The 26104-nt window shown below is 69.7% G+C and carries 26 protein-coding genes; 15 read left to right on the forward strand and 11 right to left on the reverse strand.

All coding sequences use genetic code 11. The features are described 5' to 3' along the window. Nucleotides 1-2 precede the first annotated feature (2 nt). Nucleotides 3-266 (reverse strand): acyl carrier protein, encoded by a 264-nt coding sequence (locus NUT86_RS03495; RefSeq protein WP_229838387.1) that lies wholly within the window; start codon nt 264-266, stop codon nt 3-5. Between the two features lie 71 nt (nt 267-337). Beyond that, a complete protein-coding gene (fabD, locus tag NUT86_RS03500; protein WP_274733330.1) occupies nt 338-2062 on the reverse strand; it encodes an ACP S-malonyltransferase in 1725 nt (574 codons plus the stop codon). 205 nt (nt 2063-2267) lie between these two features. On the opposite strand from fabD, the gene NUT86_RS03505 reads away from it, so the two are divergent. Continuing rightward, the gene (locus NUT86_RS03505) at nt 2268-5912 is read left to right on the forward strand and encodes an AfsR/SARP family transcriptional regulator (protein ID WP_274733331.1); all 3645 of its coding nucleotides are present in this window, start codon (nt 2268-2270) and stop codon (nt 5910-5912) included. Between the two features lie 172 nt (nt 5913-6084). Here the strand turns inward: NUT86_RS03505 and NUT86_RS03510 are convergent, their stop codons facing one another. Further along, a complete protein-coding gene (locus NUT86_RS03510) occupies nt 6085-7143 on the reverse strand; it encodes a LysR family transcriptional regulator (protein ID WP_148588740.1) in 1059 nt (352 codons plus the stop codon). Nucleotides 7144-7208: 65 nt separating this feature from the next. Here NUT86_RS03510 and NUT86_RS03515 point away from each other — a divergent pair, with 65 nt between their 5' ends. The 12 genes from NUT86_RS03515 to NUT86_RS03570 all read left to right on the forward strand — a co-directional run bounded on the left by NUT86_RS03515 (nt 7209) and on the right by NUT86_RS03570 (nt 20144). Then, complete coding sequence (locus NUT86_RS03515) at nt 7209-8171, forward strand: DMT family transporter (protein ID WP_229838385.1); 963 nt, start codon at nt 7209-7211, stop codon at nt 8169-8171. 63 nt (nt 8172-8234) lie between these two features. Continuing rightward, nucleotides 8235-8537: a hypothetical protein gene (locus NUT86_RS03520; protein ID WP_141725548.1), complete on the forward strand. Its 303-nt coding sequence runs from the start codon at nt 8235-8237 to the stop codon at nt 8535-8537. Between the two features lie 50 nt (nt 8538-8587). Continuing rightward, nucleotides 8588-9097 (forward strand): hypothetical protein, encoded by a 510-nt coding sequence (locus NUT86_RS03525; RefSeq protein WP_093637903.1) that lies wholly within the window; start codon nt 8588-8590, stop codon nt 9095-9097. Between the two features lie 26 nt (nt 9098-9123). Further along, a complete protein-coding gene (locus tag NUT86_RS03530) occupies nt 9124-9447 on the forward strand; it encodes a hypothetical protein (RefSeq protein ID WP_148588741.1) in 324 nt (107 codons plus the stop codon). 37 nt (nt 9448-9484) lie between these two features. Further along, nucleotides 9485-10963, forward strand: coding sequence for a pyridoxal phosphate-dependent decarboxylase family protein (locus tag NUT86_RS03535; protein ID WP_274733333.1), 1479 nt, complete (start codon nt 9485-9487; stop codon nt 10961-10963). Further along, complete coding sequence (locus tag NUT86_RS03540; protein WP_274733335.1) at nt 10960-12033, forward strand: cupin domain-containing protein; 1074 nt, start codon at nt 10960-10962, stop codon at nt 12031-12033. Before NUT86_RS03535 ends, NUT86_RS03540 begins: the two co-directional genes overlap by 4 nt. A gap of 87 nt (nt 12034-12120) precedes the next feature. Continuing rightward, entirely contained in the window at nt 12121-12819 is a 699-nt protein-coding gene (locus tag NUT86_RS03545) for a type 1 glutamine amidotransferase domain-containing protein (RefSeq protein WP_262037904.1), read from the forward strand. Nucleotides 12820-13199: 380 nt separating this feature from the next. Then, complete coding sequence (locus NUT86_RS03550; RefSeq protein ID WP_237538724.1) at nt 13200-13955, forward strand: 2OG-Fe dioxygenase family protein; 756 nt, start codon at nt 13200-13202, stop codon at nt 13953-13955. A gap of 31 nt (nt 13956-13986) precedes the next feature. After that, complete coding sequence (locus tag NUT86_RS03555) at nt 13987-15570, forward strand: class I tRNA ligase family protein (protein ID WP_266439815.1); 1584 nt, start codon at nt 13987-13989, stop codon at nt 15568-15570. After that, on the forward strand, nt 15563-16906 hold the full coding sequence (locus NUT86_RS03560) for a lysine N(6)-hydroxylase/L-ornithine N(5)-oxygenase family protein (RefSeq protein WP_109887141.1): 1344 nt from the start codon (nt 15563-15565) through the stop codon (nt 16904-16906). Before NUT86_RS03555 ends, NUT86_RS03560 begins: the two co-directional genes overlap by 8 nt. Continuing rightward, nucleotides 16903-19221, forward strand: a complete 2319-nt coding sequence (locus tag NUT86_RS03565; RefSeq protein WP_274733347.1) for a WD40 repeat domain-containing protein — start codon at nt 16903-16905, stop codon at nt 19219-19221. Before NUT86_RS03560 ends, NUT86_RS03565 begins: the two co-directional genes overlap by 4 nt. Next, nucleotides 19218-20144 (forward strand): DMT family transporter, encoded by a 927-nt coding sequence (locus NUT86_RS03570; protein ID WP_266439809.1) that lies wholly within the window; start codon nt 19218-19220, stop codon nt 20142-20144. Before NUT86_RS03565 ends, NUT86_RS03570 begins: the two co-directional genes overlap by 4 nt. An 87-nt stretch (nt 20145-20231) precedes the next feature. Here NUT86_RS03570 and NUT86_RS03575 read toward each other — a convergent pair whose 3' ends face one another. Next, nucleotides 20232-20879 (reverse strand): TetR/AcrR family transcriptional regulator, encoded by a 648-nt coding sequence (locus tag NUT86_RS03575; protein ID WP_159491313.1) that lies wholly within the window; start codon nt 20877-20879, stop codon nt 20232-20234. Nucleotides 20880-20932: 53 nt separating this feature from the next. Between NUT86_RS03575 and NUT86_RS03580 the strand changes: the two genes are divergently transcribed. Next, nucleotides 20933-21910: a GNAT family N-acetyltransferase gene (locus NUT86_RS03580; RefSeq protein ID WP_274733350.1), complete on the forward strand. Its 978-nt coding sequence runs from the start codon at nt 20933-20935 to the stop codon at nt 21908-21910. Nucleotides 21911-21945: 35 nt separating this feature from the next. After that, nucleotides 21946-22494, forward strand: a complete 549-nt coding sequence (locus NUT86_RS03585; RefSeq protein WP_159491309.1) for a GNAT family N-acetyltransferase — start codon at nt 21946-21948, stop codon at nt 22492-22494. Between the two features lie 183 nt (nt 22495-22677). Here the strand turns inward: NUT86_RS03585 and NUT86_RS03590 are convergent, their stop codons facing one another. The 7 genes from NUT86_RS03590 to NUT86_RS03620 form a co-directional block, all read right to left on the reverse strand. After that, entirely contained in the window at nt 22678-23250 is a 573-nt protein-coding gene (locus NUT86_RS03590; protein ID WP_274733352.1) for a hypothetical protein, read from the reverse strand. A gap of 80 nt (nt 23251-23330) precedes the next feature. After that, entirely contained in the window at nt 23331-23498 is a 168-nt protein-coding gene (locus NUT86_RS03595) for a hypothetical protein (RefSeq protein WP_274733353.1), read from the reverse strand. Further along, a complete protein-coding gene (locus NUT86_RS03600) occupies nt 23467-24099 on the reverse strand; it encodes an NAD(P)/FAD-dependent oxidoreductase (protein ID WP_274733354.1) in 633 nt (210 codons plus the stop codon). The genes NUT86_RS03595 and NUT86_RS03600 overlap by 32 nt, the downstream gene beginning before the upstream one ends. Nucleotides 24100-24339: 240 nt before the next feature. Then, nucleotides 24340-24636, reverse strand: coding sequence for a gas vesicle protein K (locus NUT86_RS03605; RefSeq protein ID WP_262037897.1), 297 nt, complete (start codon nt 24634-24636; stop codon nt 24340-24342). Then, nucleotides 24633-24863 carry a gas vesicle protein gene (locus NUT86_RS03610; protein WP_159491303.1) on the reverse strand — a complete coding sequence of 77 codons (231 nt, stop codon included), beginning with the start codon at nt 24861-24863 and terminating at the stop codon, nt 24633-24635. The genes NUT86_RS03605 and NUT86_RS03610 overlap by 4 nt, the downstream gene beginning before the upstream one ends. Before the next feature lie 3 nt (nt 24864-24866). Next, nucleotides 24867-25715 (reverse strand): GvpL/GvpF family gas vesicle protein, encoded by an 849-nt coding sequence (locus NUT86_RS03615; RefSeq protein WP_274733356.1) that lies wholly within the window; start codon nt 25713-25715, stop codon nt 24867-24869. Then, nucleotides 25712-26092: a gas vesicle protein gene (locus NUT86_RS03620; RefSeq protein ID WP_174876492.1), complete on the reverse strand. Its 381-nt coding sequence runs from the start codon at nt 26090-26092 to the stop codon at nt 25712-25714. Before NUT86_RS03620 ends, NUT86_RS03615 begins: the two co-directional genes overlap by 4 nt. Nucleotides 26093-26104 lie beyond the last annotated feature (12 nt).

Consider the following 26104-nt stretch of genomic DNA (forward strand, 5'->3'; position numbering starts at 1 on the left):
CGTCACCGGCTCCCGGCGGCCCGCGCGCGGGCGGTGTCGACGAACCCGACGATGCCGGACAGCGAGACCATGACGTTGCCGAGGATCTCCTCGCCGAGCGGCACGCCGTACTCCTCCTCGACGTGCTTCATCAGCGAGAGGTAGCCGAACGAGTCGAGGATGCCCGCCTTGAACAGGTCGGTGTCCTCGGTGATGTCCGAGTCGAACTCGAACATGAACTGCTCTTCCATGTGCTTCTTGAGTTCCTGCTTCATGGCTGTCGTCACCCTCGGGATGGTCGGTGCGGGACACGTGCCGGTGGCCGGCGCGCGTGGACTCTTCTCTGTTCGGCAGGGCGTCAGGGGGCCGCGAGCCCGGCAGTGACGATCCGGGCCAGCGCGGGCCACTGGGCCCGGATGAAGAAGTGGTCGCCGGGAAACCGGTGTGTGGTCAGGGGCCGGGTGCTCTCCCGTTGCCAGCCCTCCAGGTCGGCCCGGGTGAGCTGCTCGTCGTCGCCGGCCATGGCGGTGACCGGCACGTCCAGCGGCGGGGCGTCCTCGTGCCGGTAGGCGCCCAGCGCGGCGAAGTCGGCCCGCAGGACGGGCTCGTAGAACGCCATCAGGTCGGGGTGCTCCCACAGCTCCGCCGGGATCCCCCCGAGCTCCTTGAGGTGGTCCCAGAAGGCGTCCGTGGACAGCTCCCAGGTGTGGCGCTCCCGGCTCGGGATCGACGGTCCGCTCTCCCCCGAGACGAACAGGTGGGCCGGTGCGGGGAGCCGCTCAGCGCGCAGCCGGCGGCAGAGCAGGAGCGCCAGCCGGGCTCCGAGGCTGTGGCCGTAGAGCGCGTACGGGGCGTCGAGCCGGTCCCGCAGCTGCCGGAGCAGATCGTCGACGATCGCGGCGGGTTCCCGCAGCAGCGGCTCGGTGGCGCGCCGGCCGCGTCCGGGGCGTTCCAGCGTCACGACGTCGACGTCCGGGCAGTGTTCGGCAAGCCCTGCGTAGGCGCGCTCGTCGCCTCCGGCGTAGGCGATGCAGAACAGGCGTGGCCGCGACCGGGGCTGCGGCTTCGGCGCCTGGCGGGCGGGGGCCGCGTCGATCTGCCGGATCATTCGGGTCAGGACTCCTCCCTCGCCCACCTCACGGCAGTGGCCGGCGGTCGTGCGCTCCAGCAGGTAGCGGACGCTGTCCAGCCACTGCACCGATCCGCAGATCTGCTCGCTGAGCGTCGCGGCGATGTCCTGGTCCGTGTACGGCCGCGCGGTGAGGTTGGCGATCACCGTGGCCCGCAGGGGCGCGAACCGGAAGCCTTTGAGGAAGGCGGCGAACTCGTCGCGGGCAAAGGCCATGAACCGCGAGTGGAAGGCGGCCGAGACCTTCAGACGGGCGACCCGGGTCCCGCGCGCGTCGAGCGTCTTGTGCGCACGCTCGATCTCGTCCAGAGCCCCGGACAGCACGGTCTGGACAGGGGTGTTGATGTTGGCGATGTCGAGCCGCGACAGGCCCTCCTCGGCGAGGAAGGCCCGCACCTCGTCCGCGTCCGGCCCCACGACGGCGAGCATGGCCCCGTCCGTGGCCCGGGCCATCAGCTCGCCCCGCTTGACGACGAGCTTCAGTCCGGTCTCGAAGTCGAAGGCGCCGGCGGCGTGCAGGGCGTTGTACTCCCCGAGGCTGTGGCCCAGCAGGTACGCGCCCTCGGGTTCGCCGCGCTCCAGCGAGTCCTGGTAGGCGAGGGCGTTGACGACATAGAGCGCGGGCTGGGTGTAGCGCGTGTCGTCGAGCCGCCCGTCCGGGTCCTCCAGACACAGCCGCGGGAGGTCATGGCCGAGGACGTCGCCGGCCGACGCGGTCAGTTCGGGGAACCGGTCGAAGAGGCCGGCTCCCATGCCGCGCTTCTGGGACCCCTGGCCGGGGAAGAACACGGCGGGCGGTCCCGCTGCGGAAGCCTTCACGCCGGGCCCGCGGCGGTGAGTTCTCGGGTGATGGCAGAGCAGTCGTCCGGCGGGTTCATGGCCTCCCCGTTCAGCGGTGGTTTCCGATGACGGGCAGCCTGCGACACCCCCCTTGCAGCGGCCTGGCCGGAACATTGGCGAATCCTTGCCGTCCACTGCAGCGGTTTTGCGCCAACCTTGCCGACCCCCGGCAGACACCTTGCCGTTCCCTTGCCGACGGCGGATCTTGATCTTGGAATGCCCCGTTCCCTATGCCAAGATCCGGTTTGGAAGGGCACCTGCCGCACAGCGCCACCCGCCCGTCAGCACCAACGCGCGTGCGAGAACGATTGGGACCGACATGCCTCCATTCCCCATACGCAACCCGGCCCCGACCACCCCGGCCCCCGCGGCCGAGCCGGACAACGCCCCCCTCCTGCTGAGCGTTCTGGGTCCCCTGTCGGCACGCCACGACGGCCGCGACCTCCCGCTCGGCCCGCCACGCCGCAGGGCCCTGCTCGCCCTGCTCCTCATACGCCCGGGGCGCGTGGTGCCCACGGAACTGCTCATCGAGGAGCTGTGGGGCGAGGAGCCCCCGCGTCAGGCCGTCGCCACGCTCCAGAGCCACGTGTCCCACCTGCGTCGCGCACTGCAGCCGGCGTCCGGGCCCGACCGCCCCTCCATGCTGCGCCACCGCGCGCCCGGATACGTCTTGGAACTGCCCCCCGAACAGATCGACGGCTGCCGCTTCGAGCGCCTGGTCGCGGAAGGGCGACGGCTACTGGAACGACGTGACCCGCTCGCCGCGCGGGACCGGCTCGGCGCGGCCCTGGCACTGTGGCGGGGCTCGCCCTACGCGGAGTTCGACGGCCATCCCCCGCTCTGTGACGAGAGTTCGCGGCTCGAACACGTCCGGCTCGCCGCCGTGGAGGCCAGCGCGGAGGCCCGGCTCGCCCTGGGAGCGGCCCAGGAGGTCGCCGCGGACCTCGACCGCGAGGCACGCCGCCACCCGGCGCGGGAACGCCTGGTCGGCCACCTGATGACGGCCCTGTCCCGGCTCGGGCGGCAGGCCGAGGCGCTGGAAGCGTACGAGAGGACCCGCGTCCACCTGGACGAGGAGTTCGGTGTGGGCACAGCCGCCGAACTCCGCCGGGTCAGGACCGCGATACTGCGCCAGGAGCCGGGGACGTGCGGGCCCACCGCGGGATCACACACCGCGCGCCCCGAACCCGCCGGTCCCGCGCTGGGGGCTCCGGTGATCGGGGTCGCGAAGGCGGACGACGGCGAGAGGACGCGGAGGGCGGAGGCGCGCCCGCCCGTCCGCGCGGCGCAGGAGCCCGCACGGCCCGCGGCCGCCGAGGCGTCCGGTGGGGCCGGCACGGCAGGCGCCGAATCGGGCGGGCCGTTCACGGCAGCCCGCTGTCACGACTCTCGCCGGCACGGCGCCGGGTCCGCGGAAGGGGGAGCGGCCGGAAGCGCTGCCGCAGGCGGGGCGGGAGCGCCGCGCGTCACCGCCGGACCGGGGCACACATGCCGGCCGGTGACGACCGCCGAGGACTCACCGTCTTCCATGGCGGATTCCCCTGAGGGCGCGCGTCCCGCGCGGGACGCGGAGACCCCGAAGAACGGCACGATCCGCGAGACCTTAAGGCCGGGCGCCCAGTCACCGTTCACCGGCCGCAGCGAGGAGTTGCAGCGTCTGACGGCCGCGGCGGCGAGCGCGCTCGCCGGCCACGGGCACGTGGCGGGCGTCCTCGGCCCCGCCGGTGTCGGCAAGACCCGCCTGCTGCTCGAACTCGTCCCCCGGCTGGAAGCCGCCTGCGCCGGCCAGGACGACGCCGACCGGAAGTGTGCCGGCCTGGAGGTGATCTGGAGCCACTGCTTCCTGAGCGAGGGGGTACCGCCCTACTGGCTGTGGACCCAGATCCTCAGGCGGCTGTCCACCACCCGCCCGGACGCCTTCCGCGACGCGGTGAAACCGTTCGGCACCCTGCTCGCCCCACTGATGCCCGAGCACGCGGCCGGACCCGGCCGGCCGGCCCCCGAACCCGACTGGGGCCAGGCCCGGTTCCTCACCCACGACGCGGTCTGCGAGGTCCTGCTCGCCCTCGCCACCCAGCATCCGCTCGTCCTCCTCATGGAGGACCTGCACTGGGCCGACACCGCCTCCCTGGACCTCCTCAGACTGCTGAGCACCCGCAGCCAGGGCCACCCGCTCGGCATCGTCCTGACCGCCCGTGAGCACGAGGTCGGATCCGACGCGACGCTGCGCCGCATACTCGCCGAGGTCCTGCGCGGTCCCCGGACCGAGACCCTGCGGCTCGGCGGCCTGTCCCGGAACGCCGTCGCCGCCATCGTCGCCGCCCAGGCCGGGCCCGGTGTCGACGCGAAGGTCGTCGAGGTGCTGCACCGGCGCAGCGAGGGCAACCCGTACTTCGTCATGCAGCTCCTCTCGCTGCTGGCCGACGCGCGGAGCCTGCGCCGGCCCGACGCGGTGGGCGTACTGCTGACCCGCATCCCGACGGGCGCCCGCGAGGCGCTGCGCCAGCGGTTCGCCGCGCTGCCCGAGACGGTGCTGCGCGTACTGCGGCTGTGTGCCGTCATCGGCACCGAGGTCGACACCGATCTGCTGGACTGCACCGCCACCGAGGACGAACCGGTCGCCGAGGCACTGGAGTCGGCGATCCGCGCCGGGCTGCTCGGCGAGGACCCCCACCGTCCGGAAGGGCTCCACTTCGCCCATGCCCTGGTCCAGGAGACGCTCATCGACGAGCTCTCCCGCGAGGACCGGCAGCGGCTGCACGCCAGGGTCGCCGAGGGGTTGTGCGCCCGCAGGCCCCGGCTGGTGGAGGACGAGGAGATCGAGCGGGTCGCCCACCATGCCTGGCAGGCCAAGGGCGCGCTGCCGATTGCCGACACACTTCCCCTGCTGCTGCGCGCCGCCGAGCAGGCCGAGCAGCAGCTCGCCTACGAACAGGTGGAGACCTGGCTGCGCCGCGCGGTGCACCTGGTCGGCCTGCTGCCGCCCGACGACCCCTCGACCGCGTCCCTGGACCGGCGGCTGCACATCCAGCTCGGCCAAGTGCTGGCCACCACCCGGGGCTACGGCCACTCCGAGGCCGAGACGGCACTCGCCCGTGGACGGGCCCTCAGCGAGGTCACCCACTCCCCCGAGGACCCGTCGGTGCTCTGGGCCCTGTGCGCCTCGCACCTCGTCACCGGCCGCTACGACGACTCACGCCCGTTCTCCGGCCTGCTCCGCGACCTCGCCGAACGGTCCGGCCAGCCCGTGGCGGTGCTCGGCGCGGCCTACGCCGAGGGCATCGTTCTGCACGTCCGCGGCCAGTTGCCGCAGGCGCTCACCGAACTGGAGCACGGCGTCGCCATGGCGGACGGCTACGCCCGCGAGGGCCACTCCCTGGCCCGCACCTTCCAGCACGACCCGCGTGTCTCCTGCCGCTCCTACGACACCTTCACCCATTGGCTCATGGGCGACCGGAAGACCGCCACGGCACGCCGCCGCGAACTGCTGGGTCTCACCGAGTACGACAGCAGGCCCTCCGACCGCTCCTTCGCTCTCTATGTGGACGCGGTCGTGGCGGCCTGGGAGGGCGACGTCCGCACGGCCCATTCCTCCGGTGCCGAGGGAGCCCGCCTGGCGGACGAACACGGGCTGCTCTACTGGAAGGCCATGCTCGCCACGCTGGAGGGCTGGGGCCTCACCCACTCCGGAAGGGTGGACGACGGTCTCACGCTGATGAACTCCTCCCTCGCCGAACTCCGCAACTCCAGAACCCATCTGCGCCGCCCCCTCCACCTGGGCCTCCTCGGACAGGCCCAGCACCGGGCCGGACGGACGGAGGACGCGAAGACCACCTTCCACGCCCTCCTCGCGGCCGTCGCCCAGCGCGGCGAACACGTCTACCTCCACCCGGAACTCCCCGCCACCCGTCTCCTCCACGACCTCCTGGGCCGGGGGGCGGCGGAGGCGGCAGCGGCCGGGTGAGGGGCCTGACTCTCTCGGTGTCCGGCCCGGGTCACCAGGGTCATTCGTTCAGATCGGCCCGGATCAGCGAGCGGGGCCGGTGCCGTGGACCGTAGGGCGGAGGAGGGAGTCGTGGCCGAGCCCTGGCCGCCGACGACGCGTCTGAAGCCGGACATGGCCGCCTCTTCCGTCGTTACTCCTCAGGTGATGATGCCGGGGCGGGGTCGGTGCCAAGCGGTAAGTGCGAGGTGACCGCCGGTGGATCCGGCGGCGCGTCGGTGTCCGGACTCGCTTCTGCCGCGAGGGCCTGCTCGTCCGAGGCGCTCTTCCGCGGAGCGTGCGGAGTCAAGCTGGGCTCGGTCCGGTAGGCGACCCGGATCATCTCCGCCATGAAGGCCCGCACGCCCGGCGTTTCGGCGTCGGCGGCGGTCGCCACGACCACGCTGCGGGTCACGGTCGGCCGGCAGGGAACGAAGCACACGCCGGGGGGCGCGGATTCCCGCACCATGCGCGGTACCAAGGTCACCGCGAGGCCCGCCGCCACCAGATGGAGTTGCGTGGCGTAGTCGGACACGCAGTAGCGCACCTCCGCCTCCACCTCATGCGCGCGCAGCAGTTGCAGCAGCGCTTCATGGGCGTCGCTTCCCTCGGGGCAGGTGGTCCAGAACTCCCCGTGAAGATCGCTCAGCGCCACGAACTCCCGGTCGGCGAGCGGGTGCCCCTCAGGAACCGCTAACTGGGCGTCCTCGTAAACCAGCCGGGTTATCCGGATGCCCGGCGGCATGTGCGCGGGGCGGTGGGTCCAGCTCTCGGTGACGACCGCGTCCAGTTGGCGTGCCTGCAGCATCGGGATCATGTCGACCGCTTCACCGTCGCGCAGCGAGGGTTCCAGGCGCGGGTGACGGGTGATCAGACTGCTCAGCACAGGGGGTACCAGGGCGCGCAGGGCGCTGGCGACGCCGCCTATGCGCAGCGGACCGGCGACGAGACCGTGGAGATTGGCGAGGTCGCGCTCGGCGTCGTCGAGCGTGGTCACCATGGCCTGTGCGGACCTCGCCAGTATGTGTCCGGCGCTGGTCAGCCGGATGCCGCGGCCGTCTCGTTCGACGAGCCGGCACTGGACCTCCTTCTCAAGTTTGCGCAGGTGCTGGGACACCGCCGGGCCGGTGATGTGCAGCACCGCGGCCGCCTCGCCCACAGAGCCGAGCCGGGCGACGGCGGCAAAGACACGTAACCTCTCCCAGGTGATCATGTAAGGCAGGCTAATGCTTTTTGGTAATGAATCTTGAATAGTGTTACGGGGCTCACGCTGGGATCGTGGACGTTGTGGATGCGACCTCAACTCCCCCCGTAACAACCGCAGATGACAACGAGCGGACTCCGCGGCATGGCACCGCGGCCCCGGTCGTGTTGGTGATCAGCGGTGCCGCCTGCTTGTCGGCTTCGGCGATGTTTGTCAAGCTCGCCGACGTCACTGCGGGAACCGCGGCATTCCTTCGTTGCGCCCTCGCCCTCGCAGTACTTGTGCCGTTACTTGTTCATGAGGTAAGGCGAAAAGGGCGTCTGGCGCGGCCGCTTCAGGGATATGCAGTGGTCGCGGGCATATTCCTGGGCGTGGACTACGTCATGTGGACCATGAGTATCCTGGATGTGGGTGCCGCGGTCGCCACAGTGCTCATCAATGTGCAAGTCATCGCATTCCCTTTGCTGGCGCGGATCATCGACGGAACAGCGATTTCTCGTCGATTCCTGTTCACCATTCCCGTGATGTTGGCCGGAATCGCGCTGTCCAGCGGCGCTCTGGAACACGGTGAGGGGGACGGAAACCCGGTACGCGGTGCGGTGCTGGGTGTCGCCGCCGGCATCGCCTACGCCGCGTATCTGTACCTCAACCGGGTGTCGGGCGAGCGCAGCCCGGCGCACGTGGTGACACCGATCTGCATTTCCACCGGTGCCGCCGCGGTGGCCGCCGGCGTCATCAGCCTGTTCACCACCGGCATCAGCCTGTCGATGTCGCCGATGTCATGGGGTTGGGTGATCGCCCTTGCCCTCCTCGGGCAGGTCGTGGCCTGGCTGCTGATCAGCACCGGATCGCCCAAGCTCGCCCCGAACACCTCCGCCGCGCTGCTGCTGCTCCAGCCGGTCATGGCCATCGGATTCGGACTCATCATCCTCAGGGAGACGCCCACCGCCGGCCAGCTCGTCGGCTGTGTGGTCGTGATCGCCGCAGTGTGGTTCTCCAACCGCAGGCCCTCCCCGAGCAGCACCAGCGGTTCGTGACGGAAATGCCCGATACACAGCACAACTCTGACCCGAAGTAGCTGCCAACGGACTGGAAGCGTCATGAGTGAAGCGACTCTCGCAGTGGACGACTATCACCTGATCGCCCCGATCACCCTGCCCGGCGACGGCCGGGCGCCCGGTGACGTCAAAGTGCTCAGCGATTCGGACGAATACGACGCGTATTTCCGCATTGAGCATCAGAGTGACATATCGCCGGACACCTGGATGAAGACCGTGCTTTCCGTTGCGGAACAGGTCAGCGACGATCTTCCCGCGACGAGCCTCGAAGAGAGCGAACAGGCTCAGATTCTTGACGGTCTCGCCATCATCCTGCAGCACACGCTGCGGCAGCTGGCGACGTGAAAATGGGCCGGTTTCCCGACATCACCGACCGAAGGGGGAGCACGACAGCAATGCATATCTCGGCCGAACAGCAGACGGCAGTGCGCCGGTGGAAGCTCGGGCACCACGTCTTCCATCTGCATCTCACAGTGATGAACACCTATCTCGCATCGCTGGAGAAATCGATCAACGAAGAGGACTGGCGGTCCGTAAGCCCGCTGCTGACCAAGCTGAGCAGGCTCTACGGCGCCGCGACCTCCTGCATGCGCTACGCATCGGATTTCCCGGAGACGGCCTACGAAAGCCTTATCAGGCCGTCGATGGAGCCGCCGTGGCTGAACCCCGGATTCTCCGGAAAGTTCAACAGCGACCACGAGCGGATGCTCGACCTCATGCGCACGATCCGGACGAGCCTGAAGCGGGCGATCCGCTCCGGGGAGGTCCCGGAGGAGGTCGAGAGAGCGGCCACCCAGCTCTGGCGCGCACAGTCCCACAACCGCGCCAACCACAAGCTCATCTGCGAGAAGTTCGTCCCGGGCGGCCAGTCGCTGCTCCAGGACTACTTCAACGCCAACGCCTGACCGACACACACGAAGAGGAGATTGTCATGGCCATCACCGTGATCGAGACCTGGTACCTGAACGACGAGTCCGCCGCCCAGGCGACCACCGTCATGCAGCGCATGGACGACGCGCTCGGCGACAACGCCCATGCGCACCCCGGCTGGAACGGACACGCCATCTTCCTCCAGGACGACGCCGACCCGCACCTGGTGACGTGGCAGTACTCCTGGCGCAGCAAGGAGGACCACCAGGACCTGCTCACCTCCGAAGAGAGCCTGGCGGAGCCTCTGTACCGCAAGTACTGCACGCGTCCGCGGCACATCCGCTACGCCACCGAGCTGGAGGTGGAGGTCGAGCACGACCACTGATCCGTCGGACTTGATTGCGTATGACCTAAGGACACACATGAGTGAGAACGTCGGGGACTGGAGCCCCGAAGAGCTGGAGAAGAACGGTCAACTCCTGTTGTCGCAACTGCGCGAGCACTTCTCGACCCTGGGGAACCAGCCCGTCACCACCCAGCGCTCCGCACAGGAGATCCGTGCGCTGCTCGACGAACCGCTACCGGACGCCCCACAGCCATTCACCGAGATCCTGAGCCAGACCTGGGACGACGTGCGTCCCAATCTCACCTTGTGGAACCACCCGCGGTTCCATGCGTACTTCAGCAACAGCTCCAGCGGGCCGGCCATCCTGGCCGAGATGTTCACCGCCGCGCTGAACGTCAACGTGATGCTGTGGGACGCCGCTCCGGCCGCCGCAGCCGTGGAACTGACCGTCCTGGACTGGCTCGCCCAGATGGTCGGTTACACCGTGGCGCAGGACTCGGTTCTGGTCGACGGCGCGTCCCTGGGCACGCTCTACGGACTCGCCGCGGCCCGGGAGCACCTCGCCGGACTGGACATCAGACAGCAGGGGCTCGCCGGCCGGGACGTGCCCCGGTTGCGGATCTACACCTCCGACCAGACCCACAGCTCCATCGACAAGGCAGCCATCACCCTCGGTATCGGCCTCGACAACGTGGTGCGCATCCCCGCCGACCCCGACGGCCGGCTCGACCCGGACGCCCTGAGGGAGCGCCTGGAACGGGATGAACGGCTCGGCTACCGCGCGATGGCCGTGGTCGCCAACGTCGGCACCACCTCCGTCGGAGCGATCGACCCGGTCGAGGAGATCGCGGAGATCTGCGCCGCGCACGACACCTGGCTGCATGTCGACGCCGCCTACGGCGGGTTCTGGAGGCTGGCCCCGCAGGTCGGCCCACAGCTTCCCGACCTGTCGCGTGCGGACTCGCTGGTCGCCAATCCGCACAAGGTCCTGATGTGCCCCATGGAAGCCAGTGCCCTGTTCTGCCGGCACCGCGACGCCCTCACCAACACCTTCCGCGTCGTACCGGAATACCTGCGCACCCGTCACGAGGACGGCAGCGTCGACTTCATGAACTACTCACTGCAGCTGGGCCGGCAGTTCCGCGCGCTCAAGCTGTGGTGGCTGATCAAGTCCTTCGGCGTCTCGGGTCTCACCGACCGGCTCAGCGCCGCGGCGGCCCTCGCCGAAGGGCTGCGTGACAGGGCGCGCTCCGACCCGGACTGGGTGGTGGAGAACGACACCCCCTTCCCGTTGGTGTGCCTGCGCTACCAACCCCACGACCAGGAGCTGGACCCGCGGGACGTCGACGAACTGAACCGGCGTATCCATAGGGCCGTCAACGAGGCCGGGGGCTCGTTCGTCTCGCACACCGTGGTGCCGTCCGGGTATGCCATCCGCGTCTCCATCGGGAACATCCACACCACCGAGGCCGACATCCACGCCCTGTGGGCCGAACTCACCACCGCCGCCCGGCGCTGCGCCGTCCCGCGCACACCAGAAGGGAGCACCCGATGAAACCGGCACTCCTCGGTGCGATACCGCCCCAGCAACAGGGGCCCACCGAGCCGGAGTCCTTCGCCGGCCGACTGCGCCGCCACCACGCCGTGGGGCGCTGGGGCGCCGCCAACGAGAACCAGTCCTGGACGCCCAACCCCCGCTCGGTGCCCGCCCTGTGGCGCTACGCGGAGCTGCGCCCCTTCGCGGTCGAAGCGGCCGAGTTCGTCAAGGGCGAGGACGCCGCGCTCCGGGTCATCACCCACCTCAACCCCGGGCACCCCGACTACGAGGCGGCGGTGGGGCACCTGTACTCGGGGCTCCAGACCCTCAAACCGCACGAGAGAATGACGGCCCACCGGCACGCGGCCTCCGCCATCCGCTTCGTGATGGAGGGCGAGGGCGGCTGGACGGCGGTCGACGGTGACCGCATGACCGTCGGCCCGGGCGATGTCGTGATCACCCCGGGCGGGCTGTGGCACGAACACGGCAACGACTCCGACGACGGTCTCGTCATCTGGCAGGACTGCACCAACGATCCGCTGGTCAACACGCTCGGTGCGAACTTCTTCGAGCTTCATCCGCAGCGCAGCCACCTCGGGACGCAGGACCGCACGGACACCCTTGCGCGCTACGGCGGCCTGCTGTTGCCCGACACCCGTCGGCGCAGCGAGGCGTCCCCGCTGTTCTCCTACCCCTGGGACAAGTGCTACGAGGCGCTGGCCGCGGCAGCACGCGCGGGGAACCACTCCCCGTTCGACGGCGTCATCATGGAATACACGAATCCGGTCACGGGCGGCCCGGTGACCCACACCCTCGGCGCGAAGCTGCAGATGCTGGCGCCGGGTGAACACACCCGCAGCCACCGGCACACGGGATCGGTCGTCTATGTCGCAGCGCGCGGCAGCGGTCTTGTGACGATCGACGGCGTGGTCCATCCGTGGAGCGCCGGCGACACCTTCTGCGTGCCGTCCTGGTCATGGCACAGCCACGCCAACCCCGGCACCGATGAGGCGGTGCTGTTCTCGTACAACGAGTTCCCCCTGCTCGACAAGCTCGGTCTCTACACCGAAGAAGCGGACGAGCGATGAACAGCGGTCGCGTGCAGCGCACTCCGCGACCGGTGAGCGTCGCCGGCGACCGCCGCACACCCACCACCATCAGAAAGGAGGACGGCCATGACATCTGTCCTGATGCTGTTATCAGCTGCCACCGAGCTCCCGCTCACCGACGGAAGCCGTCACACGACAGGATTCTGGCCGGAAGAGGTCATCGAACCTGAAGCCGTCTTCGCGGCCGCCGGCATCACCACCGTCATCGCCACACCCGAAGGCGCGCCGGCCGGCCCCGACCCCGCGGGGCTCACCCCCGAGGGGACCGGATACTCCGCCGATCACTGCGCCGCACTTCACGAAGCCGTCGAGGCGCTCCGCCCGCGCTTCACCACCCCGGTGCCACTGCGGGCCGTCAATGTCGAGATGTTCGACGCGGTGTTCATTCCCGGCGGATACGGGCCCCTGGCAGACCTGTGGGCCGACCCTGACTGCGGGCGCGTACTGAGTGCGTTCCATCAGTCCGGAAAACCCATCGCAGCGGTCTGCCACGGTCCGGCGGCATTGCTTTCGTCGTTGGACGCATCCGGCGACTGGCCTTTCAGCGGTTACGAAATGACCTGCTTCACCGACGAGGAAGAGGCCGACCTCGGGCTCCTGGAACTGATTCCCTGGACGGCTGAGGGCCGACTGGTCAAACGTGGCGCCCGCTTTTCCGCGGGCCCGCCGTGGGGGGAACACCTCGTTCGCGACCGCGCCCTGCTCACCGGGCAGAACCCCGCTTCCGCGAAGCCGCTCGCCCGTGCGCTGTGCGAAATACTCTGAGACGACGCACGCCTGACTTCGTGTGACCGCGGCGGATGTGACGCCGCGGTCCACGGGGGGCCACCGCCGGCATACGCGAGGCCATCCCGGCGGAAATACTGGAAAATTATTTCAACAGCCGCCTTGCACATCGCATCCTCATTCAATTACCGTGAGATGCAAGAGGGAAATCCAAGTGGTTCACTGAATTTCCCCGCCGCCGAAAGTTCCAGAAATTCGAGTCGAAGACATCCTCGGTTTCACAATATCGGCAGGCATCTTCCATCTCCCCGTTAAATCCAAAACCCCGCCCGGCCTCGTCCTGGCCTCGGCGCGGAATTCCCATAGCGAAGACGGAGGAAGACATGACGACCGTAGCTGTCGAAACGACAACACGTCTCATGGGCAAAGGATTTGAGCGCTACGACTGCGAAGACTTCCTGGAGGGGCTGGGCGACCGTGACGCCGACGCGCTCTTCGGCCAGCTCCGGGACGCCTTCACGGAGCTGCCCCCGGACCCGTACGCCGAGAGGGCGCACCGCTACCGCAGGTACGGACGCGCGGTGCTGGTGCCCTGGGAGCAGTCCCTCACCTGGCTGCCCACCCACCAGGACCCGGTTCTGGGCCCGGTCACGGAGTACTACCAGGGCGACCACAACCCCGAACACCCCGGCCGGCGCCGCCGCTTCCCCGCGATCTCGGCGGCGACCCGGGCCAATGCGCTGCTCCGCCAGATCATTCTCTTCGACGCCCGGGAAGCCACCCAGCTGGACTCGCTCCGCCACGGGCTCGTGCATGTCGGTGTGCACCTCCTCAAGCTCGCCGTGGACGGCTCCGAAGAGGAGGCCGTGCCCTCACCGAATGTCCTGCACCAGGACGGCGAACCCTTCACCTTCGCCCACCTGATCAGCCGGGACAACGTCACGGGCGGCGTCAATGTGATCGCACCCCCTCGATGCGCCGGCCTGCATCCGGAGGAAGTCAACAAGGAGCTGATCCAGGCCGAGTTCACCCTGGACCGGCCGCTGGATTCCTACGGCGTCTACGACCCCCAGGTCAGCCACTACGTCAGCCCCGTGCGCCGTGGCACCGAGGCACGCCGCGGCGAGCGCTCCGTCCTCCTTGTCGACTTCACCCCCTACGTGCCGCACATCTAGCCTCTCCGCCCCTCCCCCACCCAGGAGTGACATGACCAGCGAAACCCAGGCACCACAGCGCTATCTGATCGTGCCCATGCATCCGACGCCCAACGGGCGGCTGCACATCGGGCATGCGGCCGGCGCCTACCTCCGTGCCGATGTGCTCGCGCGCCACCTGCGCCGCGAGGGCCACCAGGTGTCCGTGATGAGCGGCAGCGACGCGTACGAGAACTGGATCCTCCTCGACGCGCTCGACGCCGACCGGACACCGGCGGAGACCTGCTGGCGCTTCCACGCGCTCATCGGGGACGACCTGCGCAGCCTCGGGGTGGAACTCGACGAGTGGATCAGCCCCCTCGACGACGACCACGCCGAGCCCTACCAACGGGTGCACGAAGAGCTGCTGAAGCGGCTCGCCGACGCCGGCACCGCCAGGAAGGTGCCGGACCCCACGCCCCGCTCACGCGACACCGGCCGCCATGTCATCGGTGTGTGGCTGAAGGGCACCTGCCCCCAGTGCCATACGCCCGGCGGCGGCAACGCCTGTGAGGCCTGTGGCTACCACTACCAGCCGGCCGAGATCCTCGAACCGCACTCACGGCTGGACGAAGGCCCTCTGGAGTGGGAGGACTTCGACAGCTGGTACCTCAGCCCGCCGTCCGTCGAGGACGTCATCGACGCCGTCCACGCCTCTGACGTGGCAGCCGACTTCGCCGATATCGCGGCCACCTACCTGCGGCAGACCAAGGGTGCGGTGCGGCTTTCACAGCCGGGCGACTGGGGAATCCCCAGTGAGCTGGCCGGGCCCGAAGGAGTGCTGAGCAACCCCTACTTCGGCTTCAGCCTCTACTGCGGAGAGGTGTACCGCCGGCGCCACGGCACCGAGGTCAACGCCTTCCACCGCGACTCCGGTGTCATCACCGTCGGACTGTTCGGCATCGACAACGCCATCGGCGGAGTCGCCGCCAGCCACGCGATCGCCGCGTCCCACGGCGAGCTCAAGGCGTTCGACCACATGGTCACGAACTACTTCCTCGACTTCGAGGGCGAGAAGTGCTCCACCAGCCGCAAGCACGGCATCTGGCTGCACGAACTCCTCTCCCGCACGTCGGCGACCGCGGACGAACTGCGCTACCACCTCAGCCATGTGGATCTCACGTCCGGCAGTGACAACTTCGCCATCGCCGCATTCGTCGACAGCGTCAACCGGGTCCGCACCCAGTTCGCCGCTGCCGAGGCCCTGGCGTGCGACACGGACGGCGTCCTCACCGCGCAGGACACCGAGCGGATCGTGCGGGCCGTCCACCAGCAGGGAGAGAGCCTGCGGCCCGGCGCGGCGGTGTCCCTGCCCGCCGCGGTCCGGGTCCTCGACGACTGGCTGGCGGCGTCACCGGCCGACGGTGGTGGCACGGCCTGGCTCACCGGTCTCGCCCTCCTCGCCGAGCCCTTCATGCCGGTCGTCGCCCAGCGCCTGTGGACGGCACTCGGCCGGGCGGGACGCCCCCGGCTCGCCGACCTCGGCCGGGAGAACGGCCGCCGCACCGCCACCGCCACCGCGCCCGCGGAGCCGGAGAAGACCTTCACCGCCAATGAGATAGCACCCGTGTGCCACCTGAGGAGCGACCGTGTCTGAGCACCACACCCACCGAGCCGGCTCCACCGAAGACCTCGACGTCCTCGGCATCGGAATCGGACCCTTCAACCTCAGTACCGCGGCACTGCTGCCGAAGGACGCCGTCACGGCGCGCTTCATCGACCGCAAGGAAGCCTTCGACTGGCACCCCGGTCTCCTCTTCCGGCACGCCACGCTCCAGTCGCCCTTCCTCAAGGACTGCGTGACCCTGGCCGATCCGACCAGCGAGTACTCGTTCCTGAACTACCTCTCGCGCAGCCGCAGGCTGAACCGGTTCGTCGTGGCCGACCACCCGAATGTCAAACGCCGTGAGTTCAACGACTACTTCAAGTGGATCTGCGCCAACCTCGACACCCTCCGCTTCGGCACCGATGTGCGGTCCCTGGACTTCGACGGCCGCGCCTTCGTCGCCGGCACCAACCGGGGCACCTACCGTGCCAAGGACGTGATCCTCGGTGTCGGCCGTGCCCCCTTCGTCCCCGAAGGCGCCCGCCCCCACCTCGGCAGCACCGTCTTCCACGGCAGCGAGTACCTGCTGCGCGACATCGACATCACCGGCAAACGCGTCGCGGTGATCGGCGGCGGGCAGACCGGCGCGGAGATCTTCGACGACCTCATCGGCGACGACTCCCGGCTGCCGTCCGAAGTGACCTGGGTGACCCGGCGCGGCAACTTCGCACCGTTCGACGAGTCGCCGTTCGCCAACGAGCTGTACGTACCCGGCTATACGCGGTACTTCCACGCGCAGTCCCGCACCGAGCGACAGCGCCTGCTGCCCCAGCAGAAGCTCTCCAGCGACGCCATCCTGCAGCCCTTGCTGGAGTCCATCTACCGGCGGCTGTACGAGACGGACTTCCTCCAGGACCGGCGGCTCGGCTACCGGATGCTGGTGGACCGGCACTTCACCCGCGTCTCCCCCGCGGCCTCGGGCTGGCTGCTCACGATGGAGGGCCCGCAGGGCACCGAGGCGATCGAGGCCGATATCGTCATCCTGGCGACCGGCTTCAACCACGAGACTCCCGCGATCCTCGACCAGCTCTCCGACCGGCTCGTCCGCGACGAGGACGGACAGGTCGTCGTCAACGAGGACTTCTCGCTGCAGTGGGACGGGCCACCGGACCACCGGATCTTCGCCCACAACATGTCCCTGCACACCCACGGCTGGATCGACCCCAATTTCGCGGGGATGGCGTGGCGCAGCGGCGTCATCGTCAACAGCGTGCTGGGCCGCTACCTCTACGACGTGGATGTCGACGGGACCACCGTGGACTGGGGAGGCAAGACCACCACCGCCCTGGAACTGCCCGCACCGGAGCCCGTCGGGGCCGGTGTATGACCGAGAGGACCGGGGTGTGCCCGCCGGCGGCAGCCGGCTGGCACGCCCACCCCGCAGGGCTCTGCGCCCTTTCCTGGTCACACGACGGACAACGCCTCGCCACCGGAGGCAACGACGGCCTCATCAAGGTGTGGCGGCCCCGCGAGGGCACCGCGGACCTGCTGCTCACCCTGCGCGGCCATGACGGAGCGGTGCGGTCCCTGTCCTGGACCCCCGACGACACCCTGCTGGCTTCCGGCGCGGAGGACGGGACGGCCGTGGTGTGGGACAGCTCCACCGGCGAGCGCCAGGCCACCCCGCAGCGCAACCGGCGGTGGGTCAACGCCGTCGCCTGGTCTGCGGACGGCAAGCGGCTCGCCGCCGCCGGCGGCGACCGGCGGATCGTCGTCACCGACCGGTACGGCCGTCCCGCCGCCCCGCCCCTGCACAGCCCCTACGGCGTGTTCCTCAGCCTGGCGTGGTCGCCCGACGGCGCCTCGCTGGCCGGGACGGGCCGCGGCGCGGACCTCACCGTCTGGGATGCCACCGACTGGACCGTGCGCGCGGCCCCGGCCGGCCCGGGAAGCGTCTGGACGGTGTGCTGGTGGCGTGGCGGCCTGGCCACGGGTAACGCCGCCGGCCGGGTGCGGTTGTGGGACGCGCGGACGCTGCGCCCCCGCGAGCTGATCGACGGGCACGGCGGTGCGGTCGCACGGGTCACCGCGAGCAGCGACGGCGAGGTCATCGCGACGCTCTCGCACGACCAGAGCATCGGCGTGTGGGACGCCCGTACCGGCCGGCTGCTGTGGCGCCGGGAAGATGCCTACCCGGGGTGGACCGGCTGCCTCGAAGCCTCCCCGACCGCCGCCCTTCTCGCGGGCACCGACGCGGACGGACAGGAAGTCCGTATCTGGCCGCTCGCCCCCACCGCCGCCGCCCCGCCGGAGCGGCCCGTGTCCGCCTACGTGCGCGACGCGCTCCGCGACGCCCGGCGGGCAGGTGCCGGCCATCTGACCCTGACCGAAGCGACCCGGCATCTGGGTGCCGCGCTGCCGACGCGGCCCAAGCCGGAGGGCTGGGCCGAGGCGGAGCTGGTGCGGAGCGCCGACGCGGGCGAACTCGCGCTCTACGGAGCACGGGTGGCCGCCCTGGACACGCCCTGGCTCCGGCAACTGGCCGACCTGTGCGTGGGTGCCACGGCCGCAGCGGAAGATGACCTGCACCTGTTGCCCACCGTCGAGCGGCTGCTGCGCGACACGCCCACGGTCACCGGGAGCCGTCACGCGTCGGCAAGGACGACCGCGAGCCTGGTCGGCTGTCAGCTGGTGCGCAGTGGCCGGGCCTGGGTCCGCGGCACGACGCATCCCGGGAGGCTCTGCGTGGTGGACGCCCTGCCGGAGACACCTGACGCCCCGTCGGCCGGGTACCCCGCCGGGCCGGCCGAGGAACTGCGCTACGCGCAGGACGTGGACCACAGTCCGGCAAAGGTGCTGTCCGACGTCCTGAACACCACCCTGTTCCGGCGCTGGGCCGCCGGGCGCCACGAGCTCACGGCCCTCACGGACGACCACCACTCCGTCCGGGTCACCGCGACGCGCGCACCGGGTGAAGGACTGACGGTGCGGGTGGCCGCCGAACGCGAAGCGGACCGGGACCTGCTCGTCGCGCTCCTGGCGCGCCGTATCGCACGCGCGCGGCCCGGCGCGGCCCCGCCCGCCCGCCGCGGCATCCGGATGGCCCGTCCCGTACCCGCGAACCTGCACCAGTGGGACCCGGCTGCCGTCGGGGTCTGGGCGCTCTCCCAACAGGACCTGCCGACGCGTTTGGATGACCGGGTCGCGGTCGTCGACGAGCACATCGACGACGAACGGCTGCGGCAGGAACGCCTGTTGCTGAACGACGGCTTCGCCGGGCACGAACCGCCCGACGTCCACATCTGGCACGCACCGGACGACGACCGCGCCGCGGCGGAACTGGCCTCCGAGCTGGCGACGTTGGGGCTGCGCACCGCCTACGGAGAGCACGACACGGCACGCTTGGTGGAGGCCACGCTGCCCGCCAGAACCGCCCTGCTGCTGATCACCCCCTCGCTGTCCGACTGGTCGGCCTGTCCCCTCGCCGGCGCCTACGACCAGCTCACCCGGGTGACCAGGGAAACGGGCCGCCGGATCCGCTGGCTGCCGGTCACCGTGGACGCCGCACGGCTGCCGGCGGACCTCCCCGACCACCTGCACAGCTTCGACCGGTACCGGCGTGGAGGGGTGGACCCGAGCACGCGCCGGAAGAACACGCACGCCCTCCTCGGCGGAATACTTGTAGACAGGACTCGCTCATGACCATCGAGCAGACCCCCACACACGTCGGTACCAAGACCTCGATGGTCTGGTTCGCCCTCGCCGGAGCGCTGACCCTGTGGGCGTCCGCGTTCGTCGGTATCCGCTCCGCCCTGCACGACTTCACCCCCGGCCCCATGGCCCTCTTCCGCTTCGTCGTCGCCTCGTGCGGACTGCTGCTCGTGTGGATGGTGACCGCACGGATACGTCGCGAACGGCTGCGGCTTCCCGCGGCCCGGGACGTGCCCTTGCTGCTGCTGTGCGCCTTGCTGCTGATCGTGATCTACAACCTGGGCGTGAACTTCGGCGAGCAGACCGTCAGTCCGGGAACAGCCAGCTTCCTGGTCGGCCAGGTACCGGTGTTCAGCATCATGCTGGCCGCCGCGATCCTCAGGGAGCGCGTGGCGGTGGTCGGCTGGATCGGCATCGGCGTCGGCATCGCCGGCACGGTCGTCATGCTCTTCGCCGATCAGACCGGGCTCCAGATCAACACCGGAACGCTCTACGTTCTCGCCGCCGCCCTCGCCGAAAGCCTGTACTTCGTCCTGTCCAAACCGCTCCTGGAGCGCTACGGGGCCATGGAACTCAACGTGTACGTCACCATCCCCGGCACCCTGATGATGCTGCCGTTCGCCGGCGACCTCACCCGTCAGCTGGCTTCGGCCACGACCGGCAGCGTCCTGATGATGGTGTACCTCGGCATCTTCCCCGCCGCGGTGGCCTACCTCCTGTGGAACTACGCCCTGGCCAGGCTTGACGTCTCCGCGTCGACGTCGGGTCTGTATGCCCTGCCGCTCATCACGATCGTCGTCTCGTTCGTCTTCCTCCGGGAGCTTCCCAGCCTCCTCGGACTCATCGGTGGCGTCATCTCGCTCGTGGGAGCAGCCCTGGTCAACAGCCGCCGTGCGAGGGCGAGTCACGCATGAGCACCGCCGCCACACGGGCGGGCCTGCCCCGGACCTCGCCTGCGGCATCATCTGCTGGAGACGACAACGCACCGTACTCCGAAGTGATCAGTAAGACCGTGCGCCGGCACCAGGGGCCGGTCGGCTGCCGCCGTCGGGCCGGGTTAGCGCGGTCGAGGCGAGGAAGTCGTCGAGCATGGTGATCTGTACGTCCTGGGGGAATCGGCCGGGGTCGAAGAGGGCCTGGACGACGAGTCCGTGGGTGAAGGCGACGGCAGCGGCGGCGAGTTGGTCCGGGTCGGCCGCTGCGGGGAGCTCGCCGAGGTCACGTGCGGCTTCGAGGTGCGGGCGGATCGCCGAGCGCAGCCGGGTGTAGCGGTCTGCCTGTTCCGTGGTCAGCCCGTCGTCGGCCAGGGAGAGGTCCCAGGAGCTGACCCAGATGCGGTTGCGGGCGGTGTCGTCCGGGGCCAGCGGCAGGATGTCCAGGAGCATGGCGCGCACGGTGGCGAGGCCCGCGGCGGGACGCGTGCGGCGGGGCCTCTCCGCGGTGCGCTTCTCCAGCAGGTCCAACGCGTGCGTGATCAGGGCCCGTTTGGTCGGGAAGTAGTGCATGAGCATCCCGGTCGAGACCCCCATCGCAGCGGCGACGGCACGCAGGGTCAGCCCGCCGAACCCCTTGTCGGCGAGTACGTGCCACACCGCCTCGGATACGTCCTTGCGGCGGGCTTCACGGTCTCCGGGTGCGGGCGGCGGCATGCTGCTAGCTTACGTACCGAACGCTTGTTATGGACCCAGAGAGCGAGGCTCCCATGTTCACCCTGCCGCTCGGCGACCATGCCCGACTCCGTCCCCTGGAGCCCTGGCAGGCACAGGAGTTCCTCGCCCATATCGACCGCGCCCGGACCTCCGTGGACCCGTGGATACCCTGGGCGACGTTCAGCACCGACCTCGACTCGGCCACGGCCACCCTCCAGCGCTACGCCGACCGTCTGGCCCAGGACACCGGCCGGATCTACGGGATCTGGCTGGACGGCACGCTGGTCGGCGGCGTCATGTTCACCCACTTCGACAGCGCCTCCGGGGTGTGCGAGATCGGCTGCTGGCTGGAGCAGGCCGGGGAGGGACGCGGCCTGGTGACCCGGGCCTGCCGGATGTTGATCGACTGGGCCTTCCAGGAACGCGGGATGAGCCGCGTCGAATGGTGGGTCGCGGCGGGCAACACCCGCAGCATCGACGTCGCCCGCCGACTGGGCATGACCCGCGACGGCGTGCTGCGGCAGCGCTCTTCGTACCGAGGTGCACGACAGGACAGCGAAGTCTGGTCGGTCCTCGCCGAAGAATGGCCGTCTCCCGGGGAAGCGTCCGGCCCCCGCGTCCAGGCCGAACTCGACCGGCTGATGCGCGTGTTCACCGGCGCCTTCACCAACACCGGCGACAGCCGGCCGGACCTGGGAGTCATCCGCGACGTCTTCATTCCGCAGGGCCGGATCATCGCGAACGTCGGGGACGAGCCCGTGATCTACGACCTCGACGCGTTCATCGAGCCCCGGCAGAAGATGCTCACCGACGGGACGCTGACGGAGTTCAGCGAATGGGAGGTCGCCGAACGGACCGAGATCTTCGGATCGATCGCGCACCGCTTCAGCGAATACCGCAAGTCCGGCTTCCACCACGGCGAGTGGTTCGAGGGCACCGGCCACAAGACCACCCAGTTCATCCGGACCCCGTCAGGATGGAGGATGTCCTCACTGGCCTGGGACGACGCACCCGCCACCGCCACCGAATGACCGCGCGGACCAGGGCTTGCGCTAAGTTGGCCGCCATGACTGAGCTCGGCCCCGTCGCCTGGCCACCTGCCCCGATCAGGACCGAGCGGCTCGTGCTCCGCGAGTCCGAGGCCCGGGACCGTGCGGCGTTCATCGAGCTGTTCGCCTCGCCGGAGGTGGGCACCTACATTGGTGGCCCTCGCACACGTGATGAGCTCGATCGCGCCGTGCCTGAAGTGCCCGGGCGGCGCCCTGGCTTTTTCGTGGTCGATCTCGACGGAGCGATGATCGGCATGATCACGTTCGATCGGCGCGGGGCCGAGCATCCGGGTCACGTCCGTCCGGAGGCCGGGGAGCCCGGGCTCGGCTATATGTTCCTGCCGGAGGCGTGGGGACGCGGGTACGCCGCCGAGGCGTGCGCAGCGGCACTCGACTGGTTCACCGGCGCGCTTCCCAGCGAGCCGGTGGTGCTCTGCACCCAGACCGCCAACGACCGCGCGATGCGCCTCGCGGCGAAGCTGGGGTTCACCGAGGTGGAGCGGTTCGAGGAGTACGGCGCCGAGCAGTGGTTCGGCGTGTGGTCCTCCGTAACGCCGTCCGGTTGAGCTCGTGCCCGACAGCTCGACCGATCCACGAGGCCCCACCGATCGGTCGGCGGCCTTGGAACGGCGCTGACCTCGTGGAGCACGTCGGAGGGGAAGCGTACGGGAGGAGCAATGTCAGCCGTGCTGCGCGCTGCTCAACCAGGTTGGAAATGCCCCACTGAGGGCGTCCTGGCAGCAGCCTGGTTACGCGGCGTCTTCGCCCTGTGGTGTCAGAAGCACTTCCTGGCAGGCTGCCACGAAGGCGGAATAGCTCCTCCCCATGGATCGCTGCGCCTCTGCGGCGGCTTCCTCCGCCTCTAGTAGGTCCGAAGAGCCGCTGGCCGTCTTTCTAGTCCACACATGAATGGCGTTCCTCGCTTCATGTGTGGCTTGGATGAACTCCTGGGCTGCGGCGTTGACGCTGCCGGGGCCAAATAGCCGAACAGTGTGGGCGGCGATTCGCACCTTGTCGGCTTCGACTTGGTAGGCGGCTTCGAGTGCGTCGTTCGCCGGCGCCTCACCCAGCCTGACGAGGATGTGACCCATCTGAGCGTAGGCAGTGATCACCTCCCCGTAGACCTGTCGACGCTCCTGCCTGATCCACTGAGCAAGCTCGTTGGCGGCTTGTCCAGTAACCTGCGCGAGGGCGGCTTGTACCGCGGCATCGGCGCTGTGGCGAGCTGCCCGCCAGCTGGCCCATCCTCCTGCTGCGGCTCCCATGATGGCTGCTGCGAAGCCAATGACGGCGGCGTAGAGGGCTGCCTTCCCCTCGTCCATGTGTCCCCCAGGTCGTTGCTGCGTGTATCCACAAGTCGCCTGCCTCAACGGCGGGTTGCCGCAGCCTCGATGCCGGTGATTCAGGCCGTGGTCGTGCGCGGGCGTCCTCCTTGGCGGGGGCCGATGAGGACGCGGGACAGCAGGCGTGGGTCGGCCAGCGTCAGGGGCCCCGCAGTCATGTGGAAGAGGCCGGAGAAGGCGGTATAGAGCTGCGGGTCATGGGGGACGGTGTCGATCAGGCGGTTCATGAGCATCGACGGTCGTCGTACGGGGATGGGGCAGACCGAGGGCGGCCAGCCATTGCGGCAGGTGGGAGGAGCGGCCCGAGGCGTCCACCACGAGGTCCGCGGCGATCTCGTCCTCGCCGTCGCCGTCCTTGACGCGCACCCCCGTGACCTTCCCGGGCGCGGCCGTGCGCAGGCCGATGACAGTCAGTCCGTCCCGTAAGGTGACGGGCCCCAGCGCCGTCACCCGTTGGCGGAGAACATGCTCCAGGAGGGGACGGGAGAAGGTCTGGATCGGCATGCCCATCGGTGTGGACGGCGGGATTCCGTTGGGCAGCACGGCACACAGCCCTTCACCCCAGTCCCACATCGGCGCACCGGCCTGTTCCAGCTCGGCCCGCAGCCCGGGGAAGTACCCCTCGAACACCTCGGCACCGAGGGCCAGAAGGCCATGGACATGGTGCCCCTGCGGCACGCCGGCCCTGGGTGCGGACGCGCTCGGAAGTGTGTCGCGTTCGATAACGGTGACGGCCTCGAAGCTGTCGGCCAGGACACGGGCGGCGGCAAGACCCGCCATGCCCGCCCCCATCACCACCGCGTGCCGGACGTGCCTATCCGTGGGCATGCCGCTCCCTCCCTCTGCCGGCCGAACCCCGCTGTTCCCGGGCCTTTCCCTGCCCCGATCGGCCGACGGGTATGCCGAAAGAGGTAAGCGGCTGGGCACGTTCCGTAATCAGGGTGATGTTCCCCGAGTTGGCTGATGGCTCGGCTCGGCACGGCCAACTCAGGGCCTCGTGCGGCGTACCGGAAAATCCAGGATAAGTAGGCGCGGCGGCAAGGGAGTTGGCAGGTGCCGCTGGTCGGCTCAGTTCCGGGGCAGGAGGGATCCCAAGGGGCCCAGATCGAGGTTGAGGTCTTCCAGACGGAGGTCGTGCTGTTCGCACAGTTCGGTCATCCGCGCTTCGAGATGCATCAGCGTCTCCCCGATGTGTTCCACCTGCTCATCGCTCAGGTCGCCCTGCTCCACGCGGCGGATCGCCTGCCGTTCCATCAGCTGCCGCAGCAGCTCCACCACGGTGAGCACCAACGAGACCAGATCGCGGCCCATTTGCTCACGGTCGAGGTCGATTCTGCTCTCGGGCGTACCCGTTCTTCCCGTCACAGCGGACCTCCGTCCGACCACGGTGCGGGCACCCGTTCGCTGACCGAGGAGAGCAGCGCGTGCAGGGAGAGCCGGATCAGCGGCACATCGGCGATGGCGATGACCAGGTCCCCGCTGACCACGACCCCGGTGGACAGGACGCGGTCCAGAAGGTCGACCAGCGGCACCCCGATGGGCCCGGAGAGCGGGCCCGGGGTGTCCCAGGGGACGGGCTCGCGAATGGACACGGCTCACACCTCCCCGACGAAGGAGTACGGCACCCACGGGCCCGAGACCTCGACCTCTGCTCCCGTACGGTGCCGCAAGGTCTCCACCGCAGCGAGCAGTTCCTTCTCCCGCACGGTCGTCACCAGGTACGCGGCGTTGAGCACCTGCAGGCGGTGCCGCTCCCCGGTCATCTCCGGAGTGTGCGGGCGAAGCCGGCGGGTGGCGGTGGCCAGACGGCTCAGGGCGGCGTCGATGTCCTCGGCGGTCTGCAACGCACGGTCGTGGTGCTGCTCCCGCGCCCGGTGCAGCCCCCGTTTCCGATCCAGGTAGGCACGGCCCGCCCCGCCGGACGGTCCACCGCCGCTCCCTGGGGATCCAACCCTGGGAGGCTCGGGAGCGGCCGTCGGGAGACTGACCTTCACTCCCCATTCGGCGTGGCCCTCGATACGGGCCAGCGCCGCGGCGAAGCGGTCCCGGTCCGCGCCCAGGACCTGTTGTGCCCGTTCGTCCCCGCGGTAGAGGGTGGCCAGCGGCAGCGGTACCGTCGGCCCGCAGGCGGCGGCCGCCGTCACCACCTCGTGGTGAGCCCGTGCGCAGCGTTCCAGTTCGGCACGGTCCGACAGCCGCCGCTGCCAGGCGTCCTGGGTGAACTCGGCGGCCGGTACGTGCTGGACGACCGCGGTGAGCGGGCCGAGCGGCAGTGTGCGCACGGGGAAGCCTTCGGCGAGGCCCGCGAGCCCGCTGAGGGCGGCCGGGTCCAGTCGGCGGCTCACCGCATAGACGTAGGTCGCGGTCTCGGCGGCGGTGGCGCTCTCCGAGATGACGCTCTCCGAGGTGGCGCTCTCCGAGGTGCCGAGTTGTTCCGTCGTCATGACGCTGCCTCGTCCTTCGTCCGGGAGGAGGGGGAAGCCGTCCGGGAGGAGGACGCAGCACCGTCATCGCCGGACTCCAGCGCTTCGATGCGCTCGCGCAACCGGTCGTTCTCTTCGCGCAGTTCACTCCGTGCCGCCTTGGAACTGAGCGCGGGGTCGGTCTCCCACCAGTCGATACCGGCCTTCCTGGCCGTCTCCACCGACGCGACGAACAGGCGCAGCCTGATGGTGAGCAGCTCGATGTCCAGCAGGTCGATCTTGATGTCCCCGGCGATGACGATGCCCTTGTCGAGGATGCGTTCGAGGATGTCGGCGAGGTTCGCGGTGCTGGGACCGTTGGCCGGAGGAGCGGCCTGTCTGTAATCGACGTCGGTCACGTGGTCACTCAT

It is taken from the genome of Streptomyces sp. G7(2002) (genome assembly GCF_028870195.1).
In the GTDB taxonomy this organism is placed as follows: Bacteria; Actinomycetota; Actinomycetes; order Streptomycetales; family Streptomycetaceae; genus Streptomyces; species Streptomyces nigrescens.